17 protein-coding genes and 1 tRNA gene are annotated in these 21,791 nt (G+C 52.7%); 9 read left to right on the top strand and 9 right to left on the bottom strand.

Annotated elements, in window-relative coordinates:
• Positions 1-178 precede the first annotated feature (178 nt).
• Positions 179-266: transfer RNA gene (locus OGV80_RS14860), tRNA-Ser, on the top strand.
• A 130-nt stretch (positions 267-396) separates the two neighbouring features.
• On the opposite strand, the gene OGV80_RS14855 is transcribed toward OGV80_RS14860, so the two are convergent.
• On the bottom strand, positions 397-1,167 hold the full coding sequence (locus tag OGV80_RS14855) for an IclR family transcriptional regulator (protein ID WP_043015867.1): 771 nt from the start codon (positions 1,165-1,167) through the stop codon (positions 397-399).
• A 249-nt stretch (positions 1,168-1,416) separates the two neighbouring features.
• On the opposite strand from OGV80_RS14855, the gene OGV80_RS14850 reads away from it, so the two are divergent.
• Genes OGV80_RS14850 through OGV80_RS14825 form a run of 6 tightly spaced genes read left to right on the top strand, consistent with a single transcriptional unit; the run spans position 1,417 to position 7,671 of the window.
• Positions 1,417-2,454, top strand: coding sequence for a 2-dehydro-3-deoxygalactonokinase (locus OGV80_RS14850; protein WP_075144853.1), 1,038 nt, complete (start codon positions 1,417-1,419; stop codon positions 2,452-2,454).
• Positions 2,451-3,095: a 2-dehydro-3-deoxy-6-phosphogalactonate aldolase gene (locus tag OGV80_RS14845; protein WP_051642646.1), complete on the top strand. Its 645-nt coding sequence runs from the start codon at positions 2,451-2,453 to the stop codon at positions 3,093-3,095. The genes OGV80_RS14850 and OGV80_RS14845 overlap by 4 nt, the downstream gene beginning before the upstream one ends.
• Positions 3,092-4,531 (top strand): N-acyl-D-amino-acid deacylase family protein, encoded by a 1,440-nt coding sequence (locus OGV80_RS14840; protein WP_043015866.1) that lies wholly within the window; start codon positions 3,092-3,094, stop codon positions 4,529-4,531. Before OGV80_RS14845 ends, OGV80_RS14840 begins: the two co-directional genes overlap by 4 nt.
• A gap of 12 nt (positions 4,532-4,543) precedes the next feature.
• Positions 4,544-4,936: a RidA family protein gene (locus OGV80_RS14835; RefSeq protein WP_043015865.1), complete on the top strand. Its 393-nt coding sequence runs from the start codon at positions 4,544-4,546 to the stop codon at positions 4,934-4,936.
• 36 nt (positions 4,937-4,972) lie between these two features.
• Complete coding sequence (locus tag OGV80_RS14830) at positions 4,973-6,457, top strand: sodium:solute symporter family protein (RefSeq protein WP_047412169.1); 1,485 nt, start codon at positions 4,973-4,975, stop codon at positions 6,455-6,457.
• Positions 6,454-7,671 (top strand): amino acid deaminase, encoded by a 1,218-nt coding sequence (locus OGV80_RS14825; RefSeq protein ID WP_043015863.1) that lies wholly within the window; start codon positions 6,454-6,456, stop codon positions 7,669-7,671. Before OGV80_RS14830 ends, OGV80_RS14825 begins: the two co-directional genes overlap by 4 nt.
• A gap of 175 nt (positions 7,672-7,846) precedes the next feature.
• On the opposite strand, the gene phoH is transcribed toward OGV80_RS14825, so the two are convergent.
• The 5 genes from phoH to putP form a co-directional block, all read right to left on the bottom strand.
• Positions 7,847-8,635, bottom strand: coding sequence for a phosphate starvation-inducible protein PhoH (phoH, locus tag OGV80_RS14820; protein WP_003036052.1), 789 nt, complete (start codon positions 8,633-8,635; stop codon positions 7,847-7,849).
• 522 nt (positions 8,636-9,157) lie between these two features.
• Entirely contained in the window at positions 9,158-10,441 is a 1,284-nt protein-coding gene (efeB, locus tag OGV80_RS14815; protein WP_043015862.1) for an iron uptake transporter deferrochelatase/peroxidase subunit, read from the bottom strand.
• A gap of 5 nt (positions 10,442-10,446) precedes the next feature.
• The gene (gene efeO / locus OGV80_RS14810; protein ID WP_087052680.1) at positions 10,447-11,574 is read right to left on the bottom strand and encodes an iron uptake system protein EfeO; all 1,128 of its coding nucleotides are present in this window, start codon (positions 11,572-11,574) and stop codon (positions 10,447-10,449) included.
• A gap of 58 nt (positions 11,575-11,632) precedes the next feature.
• On the bottom strand, positions 11,633-12,466 hold the full coding sequence (gene efeU / locus OGV80_RS14805) for an iron uptake transporter permease EfeU (RefSeq protein WP_043015860.1): 834 nt from the start codon (positions 12,464-12,466) through the stop codon (positions 11,633-11,635).
• A 950-nt stretch (positions 12,467-13,416) separates the two neighbouring features.
• Positions 13,417-14,925, bottom strand: a complete 1,509-nt coding sequence (gene putP, locus OGV80_RS14800) for a sodium/proline symporter PutP (protein ID WP_032936247.1) — start codon at positions 14,923-14,925, stop codon at positions 13,417-13,419.
• 422 nt (positions 14,926-15,347) lie between these two features.
• On the opposite strand from putP, the gene putA reads away from it, so the two are divergent.
• A complete protein-coding gene (gene putA / locus OGV80_RS14795) occupies positions 15,348-19,310 on the top strand; it encodes a trifunctional transcriptional regulator/proline dehydrogenase/L-glutamate gamma-semialdehyde dehydrogenase (RefSeq protein ID WP_087052682.1) in 3,963 nt (1,320 codons plus the stop codon).
• A 59-nt stretch (positions 19,311-19,369) separates the two neighbouring features.
• Positions 19,370-19,765, top strand: coding sequence for a lysozyme inhibitor LprI family protein (locus tag OGV80_RS14790; RefSeq protein WP_043015858.1), 396 nt, complete (start codon positions 19,370-19,372; stop codon positions 19,763-19,765).
• Here OGV80_RS14790 and rutR read toward each other — a convergent pair.
• From rutR to OGV80_RS14775, 3 genes are all read right to left on the bottom strand, one after another.
• Positions 19,762-20,400 (bottom strand): HTH-type transcriptional regulator RutR, encoded by a 639-nt coding sequence (rutR, locus tag OGV80_RS14785; protein ID WP_043015857.1) that lies wholly within the window; start codon positions 20,398-20,400, stop codon positions 19,762-19,764. The genes OGV80_RS14790 and rutR overlap by 4 nt on opposite strands.
• A gap of 58 nt (positions 20,401-20,458) precedes the next feature.
• Complete coding sequence (locus tag OGV80_RS14780; RefSeq protein WP_080625411.1) at positions 20,459-21,373, bottom strand: DMT family transporter; 915 nt, start codon at positions 21,371-21,373, stop codon at positions 20,459-20,461.
• Positions 21,374-21,538: 165 nt separating this feature from the next.
• Positions 21,539-21,712, bottom strand: coding sequence for a con-10 family general stress protein (locus OGV80_RS14775; protein WP_003036022.1), 174 nt, complete (start codon positions 21,710-21,712; stop codon positions 21,539-21,541).
• Positions 21,713-21,791 lie beyond the last annotated feature (79 nt).

Here is a 21,791-nt window from a genome sequence, read left to right as displayed (position 1 = left end):
GAGGGAACATCAGAGTAACAAATTTTAGGATGCTGGCAAAAAAAACAATTCCCGCTTATTTAAGCTGCATATTGATTGAAGTTTGTGTAAATGCACGTTTTTTTCAAAAAGTTGATTGACGCCGGAGCGGTATTTCCCTAAATTAGCGCCCGTTCCGGTAGCACAGGAACAACAATATGGTGAGGTGTCCGAGTGGCTGAAGGAGCACGCCTGGAAAGTGTGTATACGGCAACGTATCCGGGGTTCGAATCCCCGCCTCACCGCCATATTTAAAGAAGAGCTCGTACGCAAGTACGGGCTTTTTTTTCGCGTATTTCATTTGCCGGATGCGGCATTAGCGCCTTATCCGGCTTGTATGTTACATATCAGCAGGCTTTTACATAAAAGCGTGTAGTGTTAGCGGTTAATAAAACCCAACCGTCGAGAAATGAGTGAACAGACCAGCTCCAGTTCATCATTAACATCATCAATTTTACGCTGCATTCGGTGCGTGGGGCCTGCCACGCTGAGTGCGCCAATGACGGTACCGGTATAATTAAACACAGGCCGGGCGACACACGTTAACCCTTCTTCATTTTCCTCATTATCCAGCGAGAACCCCTTCAACCGAATATCGGCCAGAGTTTCATACAACGAAACACGATCAACAACCGTCTTCTCAGTAAATGGGATAAGCGGCTCACTCAGCACCCGATCAATCTCTTCCAACGGCTGAAAAGCCAATAACGCTTTGCCAATCCCTGTACAGTATGCAGGCAATCTGGCACCAAGACGGGCATTAGTCTGTATAGAAAGCGTTCCCTCACTCTTATACAAATACACAACATGACCGCTGTTATAGACCCCCAGAAAACAGGTTTCTGCGGTTTTTGCTGAGAGCGTTTTCAGGTAAGGAATAGATACCTCTACCAGATTCACGTTCATCAATCCTTTGATTCCCAACTCAAGACTTTTCAGATCCAAATGATAACGCTCAGTTCCGTTATCCTGCATAACGTACTGTCGTTCCTTGAGCGTCTCCAGCGTACGAAATACTGTGGTCTTTGCGATCCCGGTTCGTTTGACTAACTCCGCCAGAGATATACCGTCGGAATGCTCGCTAATCTCTTCCAGGATCGTCAGAACCTTGTCAACACCGGAGGAATTTGCATTTTCACCGTTTGACATTCATTCATCCCCAATAAAAAAGTTCCGTTATTGTAACTGTAATGCCATAACCCGCAAAACACATTCATTTTTAGACAGTTACCTCTTTTATAACCATGTAATTTGCGATCTACGACGCAGTTAACCGTCCTCGTATTCTGTGAATCCTATCACCAAATCAAAAAATACGGAATGACATTCCGTTAATTGATCAATAACCTCAAATAAACGGAACGTCATTCCAAACAAAATTCACGCAGGGGAAACGGCATGCTTATTGTCACTATCGACGCCGGTACGACCAACACACGAGTCCGTGTCTGGAAGGATAGCCGGGTAATTTCAGATACCAGTGAGTCCGTCGGAGTGCGTGATACGGCGATAACCGGAAATCAAAACAAGCTGATTAACGGTGTAAAAAAAGCCCTGGATTGCGCTTTGGCAGGTATCAGCGAACCTTATGAAATTGTGGCGTCAGGGATGATCACGTCAGACGTTGGACTCTATTGCGTCCCGCACCTCAGCGTACCGGTCTCATTCAACGACCTGGTTGAGGGAACCGTTGCGCATACAATCCCAGAAGTTTCAGCACACCCCATCTGGTTTATTCCTGGCGTTAAAAATGCGGTGGCTACGGTAGATGTCGAAAACATTGATGCCATGGACGTTATGCGTGGCGAAGAAGTTGAAACATTTGGTCTGCTGATGCAACACAACGTCAAAGGGCCGGCACTGATCGTGCTTCCCGGTTCCCACTCCAAGTTTATTCTGACGGATGAAAAAAAGCAGATCGTCAGTTGCGTTACCACAATGGCAGGAGAGCTTTTGGATGTCCTCACTCATCAGACCATTTTGGCGAATTCACTCGACGGCCAGTTTGTCACCAAACTGGACAACGACTACCTGCTAAAAGGGGCTGCATCCTGCCGCCGGGTAGGGCTGGCGCGCAGTTGCTTCACCGTGCGACTGCTCGATCTGTTTACTCAGTCCACGCATAACCAGAGAGCCAGTTATTTATTGGGGGCAACACTTTACTCTGACCTGCAGGCGATAAAGCAGAGTATGGCCCTGAATCTCTCACCTGAAACAAACATCATCATCAGCGGTAAACAGGTGCTTAAAGAAGCGCTGGCATCGCTGATTTCTACCGATTCTTTTTTTACCGGCAGCATTGTACAGGCAGACGACGATCCTCAGCGCCCTCTATCTGGCGTTGGCGCCCTCGCCCTTATGGAAACAATTCTCTGCCGCCACACCGTTAGCCAGCCGCCATTTTCCAGTGTCCTACATCAGGGAATTCCAACATGAATAACCATAACATCGCCCCCCTTGTCGCTATTTTGCGCGGCATACGGCCTGAAGAAATTGATATCCATATTCCTTTACTGATTGCGGCTGGTTTCCGCGCGATTGAAATTCCGCTGAATTCTCCACAATGGGAAGTCAGCATCGCGCAGGCCGTTCATACATATAGCGAGCAGGCCACAATCGGGGCGGGTACTGTCCTCAACGTAGAAAATGTGGACCGCCTGGCGCAATTAGGTTGCCAGCTGATTGTCACCCCGAATACCAGACCCGATGTGATTCGCCGGGCACTGGAACATCGGATGCAGGTTCTGCCGGGCTGCGCGACGCCAACGGAAGCATTCAGTGCCATTGATGCCGGCGCTCAGCAAATCAAGCTTTTCCCCACCAGCCAGTTTGGACCGGATTATGTACGGGCACTGAAATCTGTCCTGCCCTCACATACCGCGCTGTATGCGGTTGGCGGGATCACGCCAGACAACATTCAACTCTATCTTGACGCAGGCTGTGCTGGAGCCGGGCTCGGCAGCGATCTCTATCGTGCCGGACAATCCCCCACTCGCACCCAGCAACAGGCGCAGTCTTTTATCGCCGCCTATCAGCATTTTATTACCCAATCCTCCCGAACTATGGAGCACATATGAAGATTAACTGGTTGTTCAAAAACGCCACCGTCGTTGATGGTTCAGGAAATACGGAATACCAGGCTGATGTCGCGGTTGAAGGGGATCGGATTGTCCTTATCGCGCCATCCATCACCACCGCTGCAGAAAATATTATTGATTGTCGCGGGTTAGTGCTGTCCCCAGGGTTCATTGATGTCCATACCCATGACGATCTGGTTGTCATCAGAAAACCAGACTATATCGAGAAGACGTCCCAGGGCGTCACCAGCATTATTGTCGGAAATTGCGGTATCAGCGCCGCCTGCGCAACCCTAAAAGATGAGGTGCCAGACCCAATCAATTTGCTGGGTGAACTGGACGAGTTTCACTACCCGGACGTTGCCCGTTATCGTGAGCGCATCAATGCTGTAACTCCTTCAGTGAATGTTGCCACGCTGATTGGTCATACCACGCTGCGCAATAACTGCGTGGAATCACTGCTTGAACCCGCCAACGAAAACAATATCAACAGTATGCGCGAGACGCTTAATCAGGCCCTGCAGCAGGGTGCCTTGGGTTTGAGTACAGGTCTTTCGTATGGCAATGCCGTTAATGCTTCTACAGAAGAGATCTGCGCGCTCGCCGAACTACTCGCTGAACATCAGGGCCTTTATACCACCCATATGCGCACAGAATACGACGGTATTATCGATGCCATGCTGGAAGCATTCCAGGTCGGTCGTCATGGCCAGGTTCCCGTTCAGATCTCCCATCATAAATGTGCAGGTGCCAATAACTGGGGACGAACCACTGAAACGCTTGCGTTGATCGAGAAATATCAGCAACGCCAGGAGATCAACTGCGATGTCTATCCTTACCGAGCTGGCTCTTCCAACCTCGACCTGAAACAAGTCACTGAGGACTACGACATCCTGATCACGTGGTCCACACCGTATCCGGAGATGTCCGGTAAAACACTGCAACAGATAGCGCAACAGTGGGAGACAGATATTCACCACGCAGCAGCCCGGTTGCAGCCTGCTGGCGCAATCTATTTTCAGATGCACGAGGACGATGTTCGCCGGGTTTTACAACACCCCTCATCAATGGTGGGCTCAGACGGTCTGCCGTGCGACCCCAACCCACATCCACGTTTATGGGGAACCTTTCCACGCGTTCTCGGCCACTACAGTCGCGACGAGAAGCTCTTTCCACTCACCACGGCCATTCACAAGATGACAGGCATGTCCGCCTGGCGTTTTGGCCTGACGGGACGTGGACTGGTCCGGGAAGGTAATTTCGCTGACCTTGTCATTTTTGATCCGCAGAAAATCAACGAAACCGGCACCTTCCAGAACCCTAAGCAGACAGCCGACGGGATTGAACACGTGTTCGTTAACGGCGTCCTTACCTGGAGCCATAAGCAAATGACAGGCCTGCGCGCAGGCAAATTCTTAAGCAGAAAAGAACAATAACGGGAGATAAAAATGATTAAACGATACGGAACTGAAGGCTCTGAAGGGACTGGCGGACAAGCATTACCCTTTTCCAGAGCGGTTGCTGCCGACGGCTGGTTGTATGTCTCAGGCCAAACGCCAATGGTCGATGGTGAAATCATCGATGGCGGCATCGTTGCGCAGTCAACGCAGGCCATTCAGAACTGCCTCGACATCATGACTGAAGCCGGGTTCGGCAAAGAAGATATCGTGCATATGAAGGTGTTTCTTACCGATGCCCGTTACTTCCAGTCGTTCAACAAGGTCTTTAAAAGCTTCTTTGCCGAACATCCACCGGCTCGCGTGTGCTGCGTTGCCGACCTGGTCGTCGACTGTATGGTCGAAGTAGACATCACCTGCTTCAACTCAAAATTCAAAAGCTGACTGTTGACGATCACTCTTCAGTAACAAGGATCTATTATGCTACACGAAAATTTCCTGATGTGGTTTTTGATCTACGCCTTCGCCATGATGTTTGTTGGCTGGTACGTGACTCGCCATCAAAAAACCGGGGAGGATTTTATTCTCGGCGGGCGAAAGTTACCCATGCTGTTAACCCTGGGTTCGACCGTCGGTACAATGGTTGGCACAGGTTCCAGCATCGGCGCTGTCAGCTTTGGCTACAGTAACGGCTGGGCGGGAATGTTGTACGGTATTGGCGGCGCGACGGGGATCCTGCTGACAGCCTGGCTATTTGCGCCCGTTCGCAAAATGCGCTTCATGACCATGAGCGAGGAGATCTGCTATTACACAGGTGGTAGCCGAATCGTCAAAAATCTGGTGGCACTGTTGATTTTTCTCGCATCGATTGGCTGGTTGGGCGCGCATATCCTCGGCGGCGGCCTGTATTTAGCATGGGCAGCGAACATCGATATCACCACAGCAAAAATTATTATCGCCGTGGGTTTTATTTTCTACGTCGGAATTGGCGGATACAAAGCCGTCTCGTGGATCGACACGCTGCAATCCATTGTTCTGTTCCTTGGGTTTATCATGTTAGCAGCAATGTCCGTCAGCTACGTCGGCGGTTGGGATGTCGTGGTCGCAAAGACCGATCCACAGGCATTCACGCTGTTTGGGATCGGCAAACTGGGACTTCTCCCCGCCATTTCGCTGTCGATCGTTATTGGCATTGGCGTGCTGGCAACGCCATCATACCGCCAGCGCATATACTCTGCGGCCTCGACCCGCGCGATTCGTCAATCGTTTGTGATAACGGGTCTGCTGTACATGGGATTCTCTTTCCTTCCCGCGATTATCGGTATGGCTACCCATGTGATGGATCCTGGTCTTGAAAATCCGAGTTTTGCATTCCTCTATGCGACAAACTCGCTCCCGTATGTTCTGGCCATGGTGGTGTTAATAGCAGGGATGTCCGCTAACCTGTCATCCGGCAGCTCGGATGCCATCGCCGGGGTTTCCATTATTCTGCGTGATATATACACCATGGTGACAGGCAAAATGCCGCCGCCGGAAAAAGCAATTAACCTGTCACGTATTTTCCTGCTGTGCGTCATCGCGCTGGCACTGGTTTTTGCCCTGACCTCGAACGATATCATTGGCTACATCACCAAAATGATCTCGATGATCATGTCCGGTATGTGCGTCACCGTATTACTGGGCAAATTCTGGCTGCGTTTTAACTGGCAGGGCTGCATCGCCGCGTTGCTGGGAGGAAGCCTGACCTCGCTGGCGGTGATCCTTTCACCGGTATGGTCAAAAGCATTAGGTAATCCGGTGATTCCTGCGCTGTCTGTCAGCCTGGTTGCCGCCGTGGTGGTAACGTTGCTGACGCCGCAGAATAAGCTCTCCCGTGAAGAGGTGCTAAAAATGATCACTGATGAACGTGAAAATACCAGCCATACGCCACGTTCGAACGCAACGCCCGTAAGGAGCGCAGAATGACAGTTGCCGCACATAAATCAGCCATTATGCTGACCCCCTCTTCCGCCCGGGCCTGCGTGCTGAATGAGGATGTTTGTTTGCCCGCCGCGGTGATAAAGGCCCAGGCGCTGGAGAACAATATTTTGTGGATGCAGCGTTACGCAGATACCCGAGGCGTATCGTTGGCTCCCCACGGGAAAACATCCATGACTCCATGGATATTCCGTCAGCAGCAGCAAGCGGGCGCATGGGCAATTGGCGTAGGGAGCGCCTGGCAGGCGCAGGCGGCCATGGCATGTGGTATCCAGCGGGTGCTGATGGCCAACCAACTGGTGGGCAAAGCCAACATGCTGTTGGTCTCACAGTTAAAAAACACATATCCGGACGCTGATTATCTCTGTCTGGTCGACAGCCTGGACAATGCCAGAACACTGGCCAGATTCTTTAACGAGCGTCAGCAAACGCTGGATGTGTTGGTCGAGTTGGGTGTTTCTGGCGGGCGCAGCGGATGCCGCACGACCGCAGAAGCGCTCGCGCTTACCGCCGAAATTTCACAGATGTCAGGTTTGCGCCTGCGTGGACTGGAACTATATGAAGGCGTGCTGCACAGCCACGATCCCCAGCCGCAAATTGAAACGCTGCTTTGCGACGCCGCGCTGCTGGCGTGTCAGATGGAAAAATATGTCGACGGCGAGTTTGTTCTCACTGGCGCAGGTACCGTCTGGTATGACGTGGTATGTAACATCTGGCTGGCAGCAAAAACCCCCTCCCATTGCCGGATAGTTATTCGTCCGGGTTGTTACATTACGCATGACAATGGTATTTACCAGCAGGCGCAAAAGGAATTAATGGCACGCGACAGCATTGCCAGCCATCTGGGCGGCGATTTAGCCCCCGCCCTGGAACTGATGGCTATGGTGCAGTCGGTACCGGAACCTTCACTTGCCGTGGTCAATTTTGGCAAACGTGATGCAGCTTTTGATGCAGGATTACCCCAACCGGTAGCCCTGTATCGCAATGGCAAAGCGCTGCCATTTCAATCCGGTGCAATCACCAGTACAGGAATAATGGATCAACACTGTATGCTATCTCTGGCGCCAGGCTGCAACATCCAGGTTGGTGACATTATTGTTTTTGGCACGTCCCACCCCTGCCTGACCTTTGATAAATGGAAAGCCCTGTATTTAGTTGATGAGGAATACAATGTGTTGGAGGAACTGCGCACAGCATTTTAAATACTCTCAATTCTGGTAATAAAGAGCGCAAGTAGCGAATGGCAAGAGCCTTATTCGGCCTAAACAGTAACCGTTTTACCAGGCCTGCGTCAGCTACGGGAGCAGCAAAAGAAAGTCATGTGTTAACGTCAAATAACAAAGCCCGGTTTCCCGGGCCTTGAAGACGGCGTACTTATCAGTTGTAAGCGTTAAGCGTCCGCTGACAGAGCGCAGAGCGGACGCAATCGTCTTTATTGAAACGAACAATCCCAACCATATCATCTTCTTCGAAACGGGCCAGCGCATCGCTAAGCCCTGAGCGAACGTGGGCTGGTAGATCGCACTGGGTCACATCCCCATTCACAATCACCGTCACATTCTCCCCGAGGCGGGTTAAAAACATCTTCATTTGCGCAGCAGTGACGTTCTGAGCCTCGTCAAGAATAACCACTGCATTTTCAAATGTACGTCCACGCATATAGGCGAACGGCGCGATTTCCACCTTACCAATCTCAGGTCGCAGGCAATATTGCATGAAGGAGGCTCCCAGACGTTTCACCAGCACGTCATACACTGGACGAAAATAGGGAGCAAACTTCTCGGAAACATCCCCAGGTAAGAAGCCAAGGTCTTCATCAGCTTGCAGAACTGGACGGGTTACAATGATCCTGTCCACGTCTTTGTGGATCAGAGCCTCTGCTGCTTTTGCCGCGCTGATCCAGGTTTTACCACACCCGGCTTCACCGGTGGCGAAGATCAGCTGTTTACTCTCAATAGCATTCAGGTAGTGCGCCTGAGCTTCATTTCGCGCCGTGATTGGCGTGGCGTCGCGACTGTCACGCGCCATACCAATCGCTTCTACGCCGCCCATCTGCACAAGCGAGGTGACCGATTCATCTTCACGTTGCTTATGGCTACGCGAATCCCGCCTCAGCACACGTTTTGCTTCACGACGAGCTTTGATCACTGCTTTTTGTCTTCCCATGGATAGCACCTTGAGTTGTAGGTATACATCACACGCGCCGTTGGCGGCACGATTATGCGCACGAACATCTGAGGGTTGGCTTCCTTGTAAGCCATTGCTTGCTTTCGGATAAGACGCCACGCACAGCTACGCGCACCGTACAGGGCGTCAGTAACAAGGATAAGAAGTGAATGAGAGAGAGATTTAGCGGTGACGAGGAGGCTACCGGAAGAGAAACGTCCGCGTAAGGTACTGCGACTACTGTGAAAAACGTGTCCAATACAGGACTTTTCCATTCGCGATCTCCATAGTGAACGACTATCACCGCCGGGAACTACCGCTATTACTTATAATTACATCATAATCTTTCGTTAATGCAACAATATTTTTACTTGCTGTTAACTTAAATTCTATCTTATCACCAGAGACAGTTTCTTGCCCAGAGATGACAGAATTATTTCAGTTCCATACCTATCATAAAAAATAATTTGTTGATTCATCAAGATGTCAGGAAAAGCCCCGCTGTACAACGGGGCATAATTATCAGGCTTCGAGCAAAGACTGTCCCAGATAGCGATCTGCAGTTTTGACACCCGGCAAAGCAAAGAAGTATCCCCCACCAATCGGTTTGACATACTCTTCCAGCGCTTCGCCGTTCAGGCGTTTCTGCACCGTCAAAAAGCCTTTTTCCAGATCGTGTTGATAGCAGACAAACAACAGTCCCATATCCAGTTGACCGGAATTGGTCACACCGAGCGAATAACTGTAGCCACGGCGCATCATCAGGCTGGAGTCGGTCTCTTTCGTGCGCGGATTCGCCAGGCGAATATGGCTGTCGAGCGCAATCACCTCACCCTCGGGATCGCTGGCATAGTCAGGTACATCGTGCTCATGCTGCATACCCAGCGGCGCGCCGGTGTGTTTATCGCGACCAAAAATCGTTTGCTGCTCTTTCAGCGGCGTACGATCCCAGAACTCAACGCGGAACTGAATGAGCCTGACGGCCTGATAGCTTCCGCCTTGCGCCCAGGCAGGTTCGCCCTGCCCATCAGTAACCCACACCACGTCTTGCATCAACTTCGCATCCGTAGCGTCCGGATTCGCGGTGCCGTCTTTAAAGCCAAGCAAATTAACCGGGGTCTCTTTACCTTTGCTACGCGCGGCATGATCGGAAATAAACCCTTCACGTTTCCAGCGCACGCTGAGGAGATCGGGCGTATGTTTAATGATATCGCGCAGCGCGTGGATGACAGTGTCTTGCGTGTTGGCACAAATCTGCAGCAGCATATCGCCATGGCACAGCGCCGCGTCCAGTGAATCATTCGGGAAGCGGGTCATTTTTTGCAGCTTTTTTGGCATCTGCGATTTCAGGCCATAGCGTTCATCGAACAGCGATGAGCCGACTGACAACGTCATCGTCAGGTTGTCTGGCGCAATGTATGCGCCGAGGATACCTGAATCCATAGGGGGAAGACGTGGATTCGGCGTATCCGGAGCCGGTCCGCCGGTGGTCAGAAATGCAAACCGGCTGGTCAACAACCGAAACAAACGTTCGAGATCGGCCTTATCGCTGGCGAGAACATCAAACGCCACCAGCATCATCGATGCCTGCTGCGGCGTCAGGATGCCCGCCTGATGCTGGCCATAAAACGGTTGCGCTTCACTACGTGCATCAGGGGACAGCGTTCCCGGTGCACTTTGCGGTTTTTGCGCGTGGGCAACCGGACATCCTCCGGCAAGCGCAAGCGCGCCACCCAGGGCGCCCATCCCTTTCAGTAAACGTCGGCGTGACGGTTCGCTCACGCCGTTTTCATTATCTTGCTGCATAGTGCTTAATCCAGACCCAAAACACCGCGTAATTGCGACAAGTCTTCCGCCAGCGTCGTGATTGGCCCTTTCAGCGCATTTCGATCGGCTTCGGTCAGTTTGTCATAGGTTTCAAAGCCGTCTTTGGTACGGTACTTGCTCAGAATGGTATCGACTTTTTTGAAGTTCGCGTCCACCTTCGCCAACAGCTCAGCATTGGATTTTTGTAACTGAGGACGCAGGAGATCGACAATTTTCTGCGCACCATCAACGTTGGCCTGGAAATCCCACAGATCGGTATGGCTGTAGCGATCTTCTTCCCCGCTGATTTTGCTGGCAGCGACTTCTTCAATCAGTCCTGCTGCCCCGCCAACCACTTTAGACGGTGGGAAAGCCAGCTCGCTAATACGCGTTTGCAGGTCAAGAACATCGCTGTTTAATTGGTCGGCATACTTGTCCATACCTTGAGTGGTATTGTCGCCAAACAGCGCTTTCTCCAGGCGGTGGAAGCCGGTGAATTTGGGATCGGCGGATTTTTGCTCATAATCATCTTCACGCGCATCGATGCTGCCGTCGAGATCGGAGAACAGTTCAGCAATCGGTTCAATACGTTCATAATGCTGACGGGTTGGCGCGTACAGCGATTTCGCTTTTTCCAGATCGCCGGCTTTAATCGCATCGGTGAAGGCTTTGGTCCCCGCAACCAATTGCGCGGTTTCGGCTGTCACATAGGTTTTGTATTCGGTAATCGCGCCGCTCAGACTCAGCAGAGCATCGCTTTGTGCGGCATCCGCCGTTGCACTGCCTTTTACGATCAGTTTACCTTTCGGGTTAGTCAACAGACCGCAGGTCATATCATATTCACCGGGCTGCAGGTTAGCCGTCATTTTCTGGCTAAAGCCTGGCGCAATGTTTTCGCGCTCTTCAACCACCATAACGCCTTTAAGAATTTCCCACTCCAGCGCTTTCTGGCTGTGGTTCTGGATGATGAACTGCGTTTTCCCGGCGTTTACCGTGATCGTCATCGGTTCACATTGTTTGTCGTTAACCGTGACCTTCACCTGCGGAATATCGGCGGCTTGTGCAGTAAAAGCGGAGGCAAACAGCGCGGCAATACCCAACTGCAGCGCACTACGGCGAAAATTAAACGTCATAACCTGGCCCTATAAATAAGTATGTTGTAACTAAAAGATATTCTGCATCGCTTTTTGATCAAGGTGCGGTACGCGATGCCGTAGTGCCTGAACGCGGCGGTAGCGCAAACATAATCAACGCCGGAATCAGGTAGATAAACCAGACAGCGACTTCACTCACGCTTGGCGCTTCCTGATAGCCGAAAATGCCTTCCATCAATGTGCCAAACAGCGAATGCGTCGACAGCACACTGCTCAGGTCAAACGCCACATCCTGAAAATGATTCCACAAACCGGCTTCGTGGAAAGCGCGGATCGCCCCAGCGGCAAGACCGGCAGCCACCAGCAAAATGAACAGGCTGGTCCATTTAAAGAATGCCCCGAGGTTGAGGCGAATGCCGCCGAGGTAAATCAGGTATCCCAGTACCACTGCGGTAGCCAGTCCCAGCATCGCGCCTAACGGCGGCCAGATACCTACATCCTGCTGGAATGCGGCCAGCAGGAAGAACACCGACTCCAGCCCTTCACGGGCAACGGCAAAAAAGACCATCATCACCAGCGCCCAGCCGTGATGGTTGCCACGCTGCAACGCGTTATCGACAGCCTGTTCAAGCTGGACTTTGACGTTGCGCGAAACTTTACGCATCCAGAACACCATCCAGGTGAGGATCACCACGGCAATGACCGCCACGATGCCTTCAAACAGCTCCTGTTCTTTTTGCGGAAATTCACCGGTGGTTTCGTTGATGAAAACTCCTAACGCCAGGCATAATGCCGCCGCCAACAGAACACCAATCCACATCACACCAATCCATCGACCACGCTGAGTCCGTTTCAGGTAGCTGGCAATCAGGCTGACAATCAGCGCGGCCTCTAACCCTTCGCGCAACATAATTAGAAATGGAACAAACATGCGAAGAACCCTTAAACGTTATTCTCGGTCAATTGATGAAAAGAAAAGTAAATTACAGTGATAGTGATTATCATTACAGTAAAGAAAAACTCAAGCAGAATGTTTTGAGAATGATGACTTAATGTAAACAGTTAGGCGGGTAACGGTTATAGCGAGCTTGCAGCGTAGGTAATAAAAGCCCCCACATGCGGCAATGTCATTAAGTTAACGCCTGTGTATCAGAAAGCATCAACCTGTATTCGCGAAGGTAATGAACATGCTATTTCAGAGAAAGGATTCCGTTCACCTCATGTACATCGTTTCTCTGAAGCACCGATTCCTGTGAACGTGTAAAGGGCGTTCTCCGCCACGCCCTTTACAATCCCGGCTCCCGGCGGGAAAATTGCCGCTCCGCGGTCCCCTCCGTTTATTCCTCCAGGCGACCGGGCCGGGCGCGAGGTAGCATCCCTGCAAAGCGCGCCCTGAGCCAGCATCCATGCTGGCTCTCCCGGCCTTACGGAAACACGTCGGCATTTTTCAGCCGGACCAGCCACACCTGACCTCCTGCACTTTTATTTGAATATATTTGAACAGCAAAAAAGATTTAGCTGAAAGTCAGAGCGTTGAAGCGATGACCCCGGTCCGGCTGAAAATCGATGAGGCGTTGACGGCTGACCGGGTCTGTCCGCAGGGATGCGGACAGAGGGGACGGCCTGCAGGGACGCAGGCTCGGCCCCGACCCGACAGGCAGACGGCATAAGACGAATAGCTCGCGCAGCGACGATTTTCCCGCCGGGAGCCTGGGATGCAAGGGAGGCGGCGGTGAGCCTCCCTTGCACGTTCACAGGTATAGCGATATCAGAGAAGCAATGCACATAAGGTGAACGGAAACTAATTCAGGGTAAAACGTTCTCCATACATGCTTAACCGAACGGTATTGCGCACACAGCGAGCCTGAGGACAAAGGCAGATTATTCTGCCTGTAAACGCGATGGCGGAGCTGAGTGATAATGCGCATCAGCCTCGGCAAAACGTTGCTGCATAGCCGTTGATGGCGCTTTACCCAGCAGGCTGAAGACCACAATACCGATGCTGCCGAAAACAAAGCCCGGGATGATTTCATACAGACCCAACCAGGCAAACTGCTTCCAGACGATTACCGTCACCGCACCAATGATCATCCCCGCCAGCGCGCCGTTGCGGGTCATACGCGACCACATTACGGAGAACAGGACTACCGGACCAAACGCCGCGCCGAAGCCGGCCCAGGCATAGCTTACCAGACCAAGTACGCGGTTCTCCGGATTCGCCGCTAGCGCGATGGACACCAACGCCACGACCAGCACCATGATGCGGCCAATCCATACCAGCTCTTTCTGGCTGGCATTTTTACGCAGGAACGCTTTGTACAAATCTTCGGTGATTGCGCTGGAGCACACCAGCAACTGGCAGCTCAGAGTCGACATAACCGCAGCGAGGATCGCAGACAGCAGAATACCGGCAATCCATGGGTTAAACAGTATTTGCGCCAGTTCAATAAACACACGCTCGGCGTTCTGGTTAACGGCACCGGCAAGCTGTGGGTTGTTGTTAAAGTAAGCAATACCAAAGAAGCCTACGGCCACGGCACCTGCCAGACACAGGATCATCCAGGTCATGCTGATACGACGAGCATGAACGATGCTATGGTGGGAATCTGCCGCCATAAAGCGCGCCAGAATATGCGGCTGGCCAAAGTAACCCAGACCCCAGCCCATCAGGGAAATGATGGCAACAAAATTCAGCCCTTTGAACATGTCCACGTTCTCAATGCTCTTTTGTTTAATCACTTCCAGCGAATCTTCAAATCCACCTACGCCAATAATGACCATTACCGGCGTCAGGATGAGAGCAAAGATCATCAGGCTGGCCTGGACGGTATCCGTCCAGCTTACCGCCAGAAAACCACCAATAAAGGTATAAATGATCGTCGCGGCCGCGCCCGCCCACAGCGCTGTTTCGTAGCTCATGCCAAAGGTGCTTTCAAACAGACGCGCCCCTGCCACAATCCCTGAAGCACAATAGATGGTGAAAAACAGCAGAATAACCAACGCGGAGATAATACGCAGAATTCGGCTTTTATCTTCAAAGCGACCGGTAAAGTAATCCGGTAACGTCAGCGCATTGTTATTGTATTCGGTATGTACGCGTAAACGTCCGGCCACCAACTTCCAGTTGATCCATGCGCCCAAAATAAGGCCGATGGCGATCCAGCTTTCTGAAATGCCCGACAGGAAAATCGCGCCAGGCAAACCCATCAGCAACCAGCCGCTCATGTCAGATGCCCCGGCGGATAACGCGGTCACGAATGGACCCAGACTGCGTCCACCAAGAATGTAATCGTCAAAGTTTTTGGTTGAACGCCATGCAATAAACCCTATCAATATCATGCCGAAAATATAGACACAGAATGTCACTAACATCGGTGTGCTAATAGCCATCAAAACTCTCCAAAATTATGTATCAGCAATGCCGTGGCTTGCCGTTTTATTACCCTGCCGGAACGTGGCAAAGATATCTATGTTTACCAGGGCGACCGTATCCTGCCGGAAGCGATGGTTATTCACAATCGATTTAACACATCATTTACATCAAATTTGATCCAGAGTAGATAGCATTTTTCTGTAGGTTGCACTCTCTCACACTTTTTACGGTTGCACCTTTTAAAAGTGTTAACTACTGCAGAGAAAAAGATTCGGCAATTATTACAGCCTCTTTCATAACGCTCATATTTATTAACATTTCATTCATTTCCAAGCTTGCAAACCAAGTCACATTTAACACGGTTGCACAAAGTTGCAACATGGTAGATATTTCTCGGTAACTATCAGCCCCGTATTTAAGTACAACAGGAGTAAACGGCATGGGAACCACCACGATGGGGGTTAAGCTGGATGACGCCACTCGCGAGCGTATTAAAACAGCAGCATCACGAATCGATCGCACGCCACATTGGCTGATCAAACAAGCCATCTTTAATTATCTCGAAAGACTGGAAAATGACGACGCGCTTCCTGAGCTGCCAGCCCTGCTGGCGGGTGCCGCGAATGAGGGTGAGGAGTCAACCACCCCGCAGAATGAAGCGCATCAGCCCTTCCTGGAATTTGCCGAACAGATCCTGCCGCAGTCAGTTTCGCGCGCGGCAATTACCGCCGCGTACCGCCGCGCCGAAACCGACGCAGTGCCGATGCTGATGGAGCAGGCACGTCTGCCGCAACCCATCGCCGAGCAAGCGCATAAACTGGCGTACGATCTGGCCGACAAACTGCGTAACCAGAAGACCGCCAGCGGCCGCGCCGGGATGGTACAAGGTTTATTGCAGGAATTCTCCCTTTCTTCACAGGAAGGCGTCGCGCTGATGTGTCTGGCGGAAGCCCTGCTGCGTATTCCCGATAAGGCAACCCGCGATGCGTTAATCCGCGACAAAATCAGCAACGGCAACTGGCAGTCGCACATTGGACGCAGCCCCTCCCTGTTCGTCAACGCGGCGACCTGGGGGCTGTTGTTTACCGGTCGTCTGGTTTCTACGCATAACGAAGCCAGCCTCTCACGCTCACTCAACCGTATTATCGGCAAGAGCGGTGAACCACTGGTGCGTAAAGGCGTCGACATGGCAATGCGCCTGATGGGCGAGCAGTTCGTCACCGGAGAGACTATCGCCGAAGCGCTGGCTAACGCGCGTAAACTGGAAGAAAAAGGTTTCCGCTACTCTTACGACATGCTGGGCGAAGCGGCTCTGACCGCCGCCGATGCCCAGGCTTATATGGTTTCGTACCAGCAGGCGATCCACGCCATTGGTAAAGCCTCTAATGGCCGCGGTATCTATGAAGGGCCTGGCATTTCTATCAAGCTGTCGGCGCTGCATCCGCGTTACAGTCGTGCGCAGTACGATCGCGTAATGGATGAACTCTATCCTCGTCTGAAGTCGCTTACACTGCTGGCGCGCCAGTACGACATCGGCATCAACATTGACGCCGAAGAGGCCGACCGACTGGAGATCTCCCTCGATCTGCTGGAAAAATTGTGCTTTGAACCTGAACTGGCGGGCTGGAACGGTATCGGCTTTGTTATCCAGGCTTATCAGAAGCGCTGCCCGTATGTTATCGACTACCTGATTGACCTCGCCACGCGCAGCCGCCGTCGCCTGATGATCCGTCTGGTTAAGGGCGCCTACTGGGACAGCGAAATCAAACGTGCGCAAATGGACGGTCTGGAAGGGTATCCTGTCTACACCCGTAAGGTGTACACCGATGTTTCCTATCTGGCCTGTGCGAAAAAACTGCTTGCGGTACCGAATCTGATCTACCCGCAGTTCGCCACCCACAACGCCCATACGCTGGCGGCAATTTATCAGTTAGCCGGTCAGAACTACTATCCGGGTCAGTATGAGTTCCAGTGTCTGCACGGCATGGGCGAACCGCTGTATGAGCAGGTCACCGGCAAAGTTGCCGATGGCAAACTGAACCGTCCATGCCGCATTTATGCACCGGTCGGCACGCACGAAACGCTGCTGGCATACCTGGTGCGTCGTCTGCTGGAAAACGGCGCCAACACCTCGTTCGTCAACCGCATTGCAGACACTACCCTGCCGCTGGATGAACTGGTGGCCGATCCGGTCGAAGCCGTTGAAAAACTGGCGCAGCAGGAAGGCCAGGCCGGGCTGCCGCATCCGAAAATTGCCCTGCCGCGTGACCTGTATGGTAAAGGTCGCGAAAACTCAGGCGGGCTGGATTTAGCGAACGAACATCGTCTGGCCTCGCTGTCTTCTGCCCTGCTCAACAGCGCGCTGCAAAAATGGCACGCTAAACCGATGCTCGAACATCCGGTTGCTGACGGTGAAATGACGCCAGTCGTCAACCCGGCCGAACCGAAAGACATTGTCGGTTACGTGCGTGAAGCGACTCACAACGAAGTGGAACAGGCGCTGCAGAACGCGGTAAATAACGCGCCGATCTGGTTCGCCACCCCACCACAAGAGCGCGCCGCTATTTTGCATCGCGCCGCCGTTGTGATGGAAGGTCAGATGCAGCAGTTGATTGGCATCCTGGTGCGCGAAGCGGGTAAAACCTTCAGCAACGCCATTGCGGAAGTGCGCGAAGCGGTCGACTTCCTGCACTATTATGCTGGTCAGGTCCGCGATGACTTCGATAATGAAACCCATCGTCCGTTAGGGCCGGTGGTCTGTATCAGCCCATGGAACTTCCCGCTGGCTATTTTCACCGGGCAGATTGCCGCCGCATTGGCGGCAGGTAATAGCGTGCTGGCAAAACCTGCGGAACAAACTCCGCTGATTGCCGCCCAGGGTATCGCTATTTTACTCGAAGCGGGTGTACCGCCGGGCGTGGTACAACTGCTGCCAGGTCAGGGTGAAACCGTCGGGGCGCAGCTCACTTCCGATGAGCGCGTACGCGGCGTCATGTTTACCGGCTCAACGGAAGTCGCCACGCTGTTGCAACGCAATATCGCGACCCGCCTTGATGCGCAGGGGCGTCCAATCCCGCTTATCGCCGAAACCGGTGGGATGAACGCCATGATTGTCGACTCTTCCGCATTGACGGAACAGGTCGTGGTCGACGTTCTGGCTTCTGCTTTTGACAGCGCCGGGCAGCGCTGTTCCGCACTACGCGTCCTGTGTCTGCAGGATGATATAGCCGATCATACGCTGAAAATGCTGCGCGGTGCGATGGCGGAATGCCGTATGGGCAACCCGGGTCGCCTGACCACCGATATTGGGCCGGTTATCGATGAAGAAGCCAAAGCCAATATTGAGCGCCATATTCAGGCCATGCGCGCCAAAGGACGCCCGGTGTTCCAGGCCGCGCGCGAAAACAGCGACGATGCGCGTGAATGGCAAACCGGTACCTTTATCGCGCCGACGCTTATCGAGCTGGAAAGCTTCGACGAATTACAAAAAGAGGTGTTCGGTCCGGTACTGCACGTTGTGCGTTACACCCGTAACAATCTGGGCAACCTGATTGAACAAATCAATGCCTCCGGCTACGGCCTGACGCTGGGCGTACACACCCGAATCGATGAAACCATCGCCCAGGTCACAGGCTCGGCACACGTGGGGAACCTGTATGTTAACCGCAATATGGTTGGCGCCGTCGTCGGGGTGCAGCCATTCGGTGGCGAAGGCTTGTCAGGAACCGGACCAAAAGCGGGTGGACCGCTGTATCTGTACCGCCTGCTGGCAAACCGTCCGGAAAATGCGTTAGGCATTACGCTTGCCCGTCAGGATGCGGACTATCCGGTCGATGCGCAGCTTAAGGCTGCACTTGTTCAGCCGCTGGAAGCGCTCAGCGAATGGGCAACCGACCGTCCATCGCTGCGTGCTCTCTGCCAGCAGTATGGCGAACTGTCGCAGGCCGGAACCCAACGTCTGCTGCCTGGGCCAACCGGTGAACGCAATACCTGGACACTGTTGCCGCGCGAACGCGTGCTGTGTATCGCTGATGATGAACAGGACGCGCTGGTACAGCTTGCTGCGGTGGCTTCCGTAGGGAGCTTAATCCTGTGGCCAGATGATGCGTTCCATCGTGACCTGGCAAAACGTTTGCCAACCGCGGTTTCCGGGCGCATTCAGTTTGCCAAAGCGGACAACATCACTACCCAGCCGTTTGATGCGGTTATTTTCCACGGCGATTCCGATCAGCTTCGCGCACTGTGCGAAGCCGTGGCGGCCCGCGAAGGGGCGATCGTGTCGGTCCAGGGCTTTGCCCGCGGCGAAAGCAATATTCTGCTAGAGAGGCTGTACATTGAACGCTCCCTGAGTGTCAATACCGCCGCGGCTGGGGGTAACGCCAGCCTGATGACAATCGGCTAAGGTTGTGGTTAATTAAGGCTCCGGTAACGGGGCCTTTTTTTATGAAGTCAGAGGGAAGCATGAAACGAATCGTACTGACATGTGCAGCGCTGCTGCTGAGCGGCCAGGCGCTGGCGGATGACTGCGCCAACGCGAACACGCAGATTGAGATGAACACCTGTGCAGCAGAGCAATATAAGGTGGCCGACGCTAAACTTAATGAAACGTATCAGAATGCGCTGAAGCGCGCCGCCCCAACCCAGCGAGATTTACTGAAAAAAGCGCAAACCTCATGGATAACCCTGCGCGATGCAGACTGCGCGTTAATCAGTTCTGGCACCGAAGGGGGTAGCGCCCAGGCGATGATATCCAGCCAGTGCCTGACCGATAAAACCAACGAGCGCGAAGCGTTTCTCGCCTCACTGTTACAGTGTGAAGAGGGTGATTTAAGCTGCCCGTTGCCGCCAGCCAGTTAACGAACGCGGATCCCTTCAATAATCATCCGCTGTACGTTCTCCACCGTTTGGTTAAAAAAGGCTTCATCACGCAGCGTTGCGCCCGTCACCGCCTCTACCTGCGGGGCAAAGTCGGCGTAGTGCTGGGTTGAAGCCCAAATCATAAAAATCAGATGATGCGGATCGACCGGAGCCAGTTTTCCGCTTTTTATCCAACCGGCAATCAGCGCGGATTTCTCGTCAATCAGCGTTTTAAGATCCCCCTCCAGTTCAGCCATCAATAAAGGCGCCCCAGCCAGCATCTCCATACAAAACAGCCGTGAGGCCTGCGGGTAATCGCGCGATACTTCCAGCTTAAGGCGAATGTATTCTTTAATGGCCACCAGCGGCGCAAAGTCTTCGCGAAAAGCCTTCAACGGAGCCAGCCAGATGTCGAGGATTTGCCGTAAAACAGCGATATAAAGCACCTCTTTTGACGGGTAGTAATAAAGCAGATTGGTTTTTGATACGCCCGCCTGCTCAGCAACCTGTTCAAGACGCGTGCCGTGGATCCCATATTGGGAGAAGATATTTAATGCCGCGGTTAATATGGCCTGGCGTTTTGCACTGACGGCCTGCGAGCGCTTACCTGTTTTTTTCTCTGCGCGTTGGACCATGCGCCCTCTCCTTCTTGTGAGGGCGTCAGCATACCAAATCACGCGGTGAATGGTTAAATTAAAGCGACTCCGGCGGCGCCTCTTGCGGCTGCGCTTTTTTCTTTTTGAACTTCAGCTCACTGACCAGCACACCAACAATAATGAATGCCGCGCCAAGCAAGGCAAGTAAAGGTAAGCGTTCACCTGCCAGACGACCAAAAATCCCGGCCCACACCGGCTCACCGGTATAAATAACCGTCGCGCGCGTCGGCGAAACGCTGCGCTGCGCCCAGTTCATGGTGACCTGAATAATCGCGCTGAAAATTCCGAGCCCCAGCGCCACAACCAGCAATCCGGTAGACATTGGCGGTACGGTCTCTTTGGCCGGGCCCATCGCAATAAACGCCACTACCGAAGCGGTCGCCAGTTGCACTACCGTTACCCGACGTACATCCACTTTTCCCGCCCACGCGCTAATCAGGATAATTTCTGCCGCAATCGCCACCGCGCCAGCAAGTGTTATCCACTCGCCTTCGCCTAAAGCCAGCAAATTGCCTCCCGGTCCGGCGAGAAAAATCAACCCGATAAAGGCCAGCACAATGCCGACACACGGCATCAGTCCGGGCATACGTCCCAGACACAGCCATTGTAAAAGCGGTACCAACGGCACGTACATCGCGGTAATAAAAGCCGATTTGCTACTGGGAATAAACTGTAGCCCCCAGGTTTGCAAACTATAGCCCAGCGCAATTGCGATACCGATCGCAACGCCTGCTTTAACTTCCAGCCACGTCAGCTTATGCAATGTGCGTAAAGACAAAAGCGCGACCGCCAGCGCGGCGGTGGCAAAACGGACACCAACAAAGAAAAAAGGCCCGCTCAGGGTAACGGCATATTGCACCGCCAGAAACGTGCCACCCCAGAACATGGTGATCACAATGAGGATCGCTTCCTGAGGTTTAACAGAGAAGGAATAACGAGATAGTAATGACATGAGACACCCGAGTAACTGAATGTCATTAGTCTGCGTTGCGTTTTGTTACAGTTCAACCTTGCAGACAAAAAAAACCGCCGGAACAAACCGGCGGCGGTAGGTGGCTACGTAACGTCTGGCTCTGAACTTCAGCCGTCACGACATATCTGACAGATAGCCCGACAATTACGATTTGTTGTTGCCGTGGCTATTTTTGCCCCCTTTTTTACCTGCCTCTGAAGCGCGTTGCGGGTCATTCTTAAAGTTGCCCCCGCTGTGCTGGCCACCTTTTCGACCTGCTTCTGATGCTCTTTCGCGGTCTTCCGCAAAATTACCGGAACCGCCCCGATGGTTTGCCATTACTGACCTCCGTCATTGATTAGACATCATATTGCATAGGTACTGAGGAGTGATACCTCACGCAGCGTTATGGGCTATG

Source organism: Citrobacter sp. Ce119, from assembly GCF_030334525.1.
Classification (GTDB): Bacteria; Pseudomonadota; Gammaproteobacteria; order Enterobacterales; family Enterobacteriaceae; genus Citrobacter; species Citrobacter europaeus.
Note: the sequence above shows the minus strand (reverse complement) of the source record. Positions and strands in the feature narration are given on the sequence as shown.

Excerpts from the sequence above, each read along its gene's own strand:
- OGV80_RS14855 (WP_043015867.1), bottom strand. The coding sequence starts at position 1,167 with ATGTCAAACGGTGAAAATGCAAATTCCTCCGGTGTTGACAAGGTTCTG.
- OGV80_RS14850 (WP_075144853.1), top strand. The coding sequence starts at position 1,417 with ATGCTTATTGTCACTATCGACGCCGGTACGACCAACACACGAGTCCGT.
- OGV80_RS14845 (WP_051642646.1), top strand. The coding sequence starts at position 2,451 with ATGAATAACCATAACATCGCCCCCCTTGTCGCTATTTTGCGCGGCATA.
- OGV80_RS14840 (WP_043015866.1), top strand. The coding sequence starts at position 3,092 with ATGAAGATTAACTGGTTGTTCAAAAACGCCACCGTCGTTGATGGTTCA.
- OGV80_RS14835 (WP_043015865.1), top strand. The coding sequence starts at position 4,544 with ATGATTAAACGATACGGAACTGAAGGCTCTGAAGGGACTGGCGGACAA.
- OGV80_RS14830 (WP_047412169.1), top strand. The coding sequence starts at position 4,973 with ATGCTACACGAAAATTTCCTGATGTGGTTTTTGATCTACGCCTTCGCC.
- OGV80_RS14825 (WP_043015863.1), top strand. The coding sequence starts at position 6,454 with ATGACAGTTGCCGCACATAAATCAGCCATTATGCTGACCCCCTCTTCC.
- phoH (WP_003036052.1), bottom strand. The coding sequence starts at position 8,635 with ATGGGAAGACAAAAAGCAGTGATCAAAGCTCGTCGTGAAGCAAAACGT.
- efeB (WP_043015862.1), bottom strand. The coding sequence starts at position 10,441 with ATGCAGCAAGATAATGAAAACGGCGTGAGCGAACCGTCACGCCGACGT.
- efeO (WP_087052680.1), bottom strand. The coding sequence starts at position 11,574 with ATGACGTTTAATTTTCGCCGTAGTGCGCTGCAGTTGGGTATTGCCGCG.
- efeU (WP_043015860.1), bottom strand. The coding sequence starts at position 12,466 with ATGTTTGTTCCATTTCTAATTATGTTGCGCGAAGGGTTAGAGGCCGCG.
- putP (WP_032936247.1), bottom strand. The coding sequence starts at position 14,925 with ATGGCTATTAGCACACCGATGTTAGTGACATTCTGTGTCTATATTTTC.
- putA (WP_087052682.1), top strand. The coding sequence starts at position 15,348 with ATGGGAACCACCACGATGGGGGTTAAGCTGGATGACGCCACTCGCGAG.
- OGV80_RS14790 (WP_043015858.1), top strand. The coding sequence starts at position 19,370 with ATGAAACGAATCGTACTGACATGTGCAGCGCTGCTGCTGAGCGGCCAG.
- rutR (WP_043015857.1), bottom strand. The coding sequence starts at position 20,400 with ATGGTCCAACGCGCAGAGAAAAAAACAGGTAAGCGCTCGCAGGCCGTC.
- OGV80_RS14780 (WP_080625411.1), bottom strand. The coding sequence starts at position 21,373 with ATGTCATTACTATCTCGTTATTCCTTCTCTGTTAAACCTCAGGAAGCG.
- OGV80_RS14775 (WP_003036022.1), bottom strand. The coding sequence starts at position 21,712 with ATGGCAAACCATCGGGGCGGTTCCGGTAATTTTGCGGAAGACCGCGAA.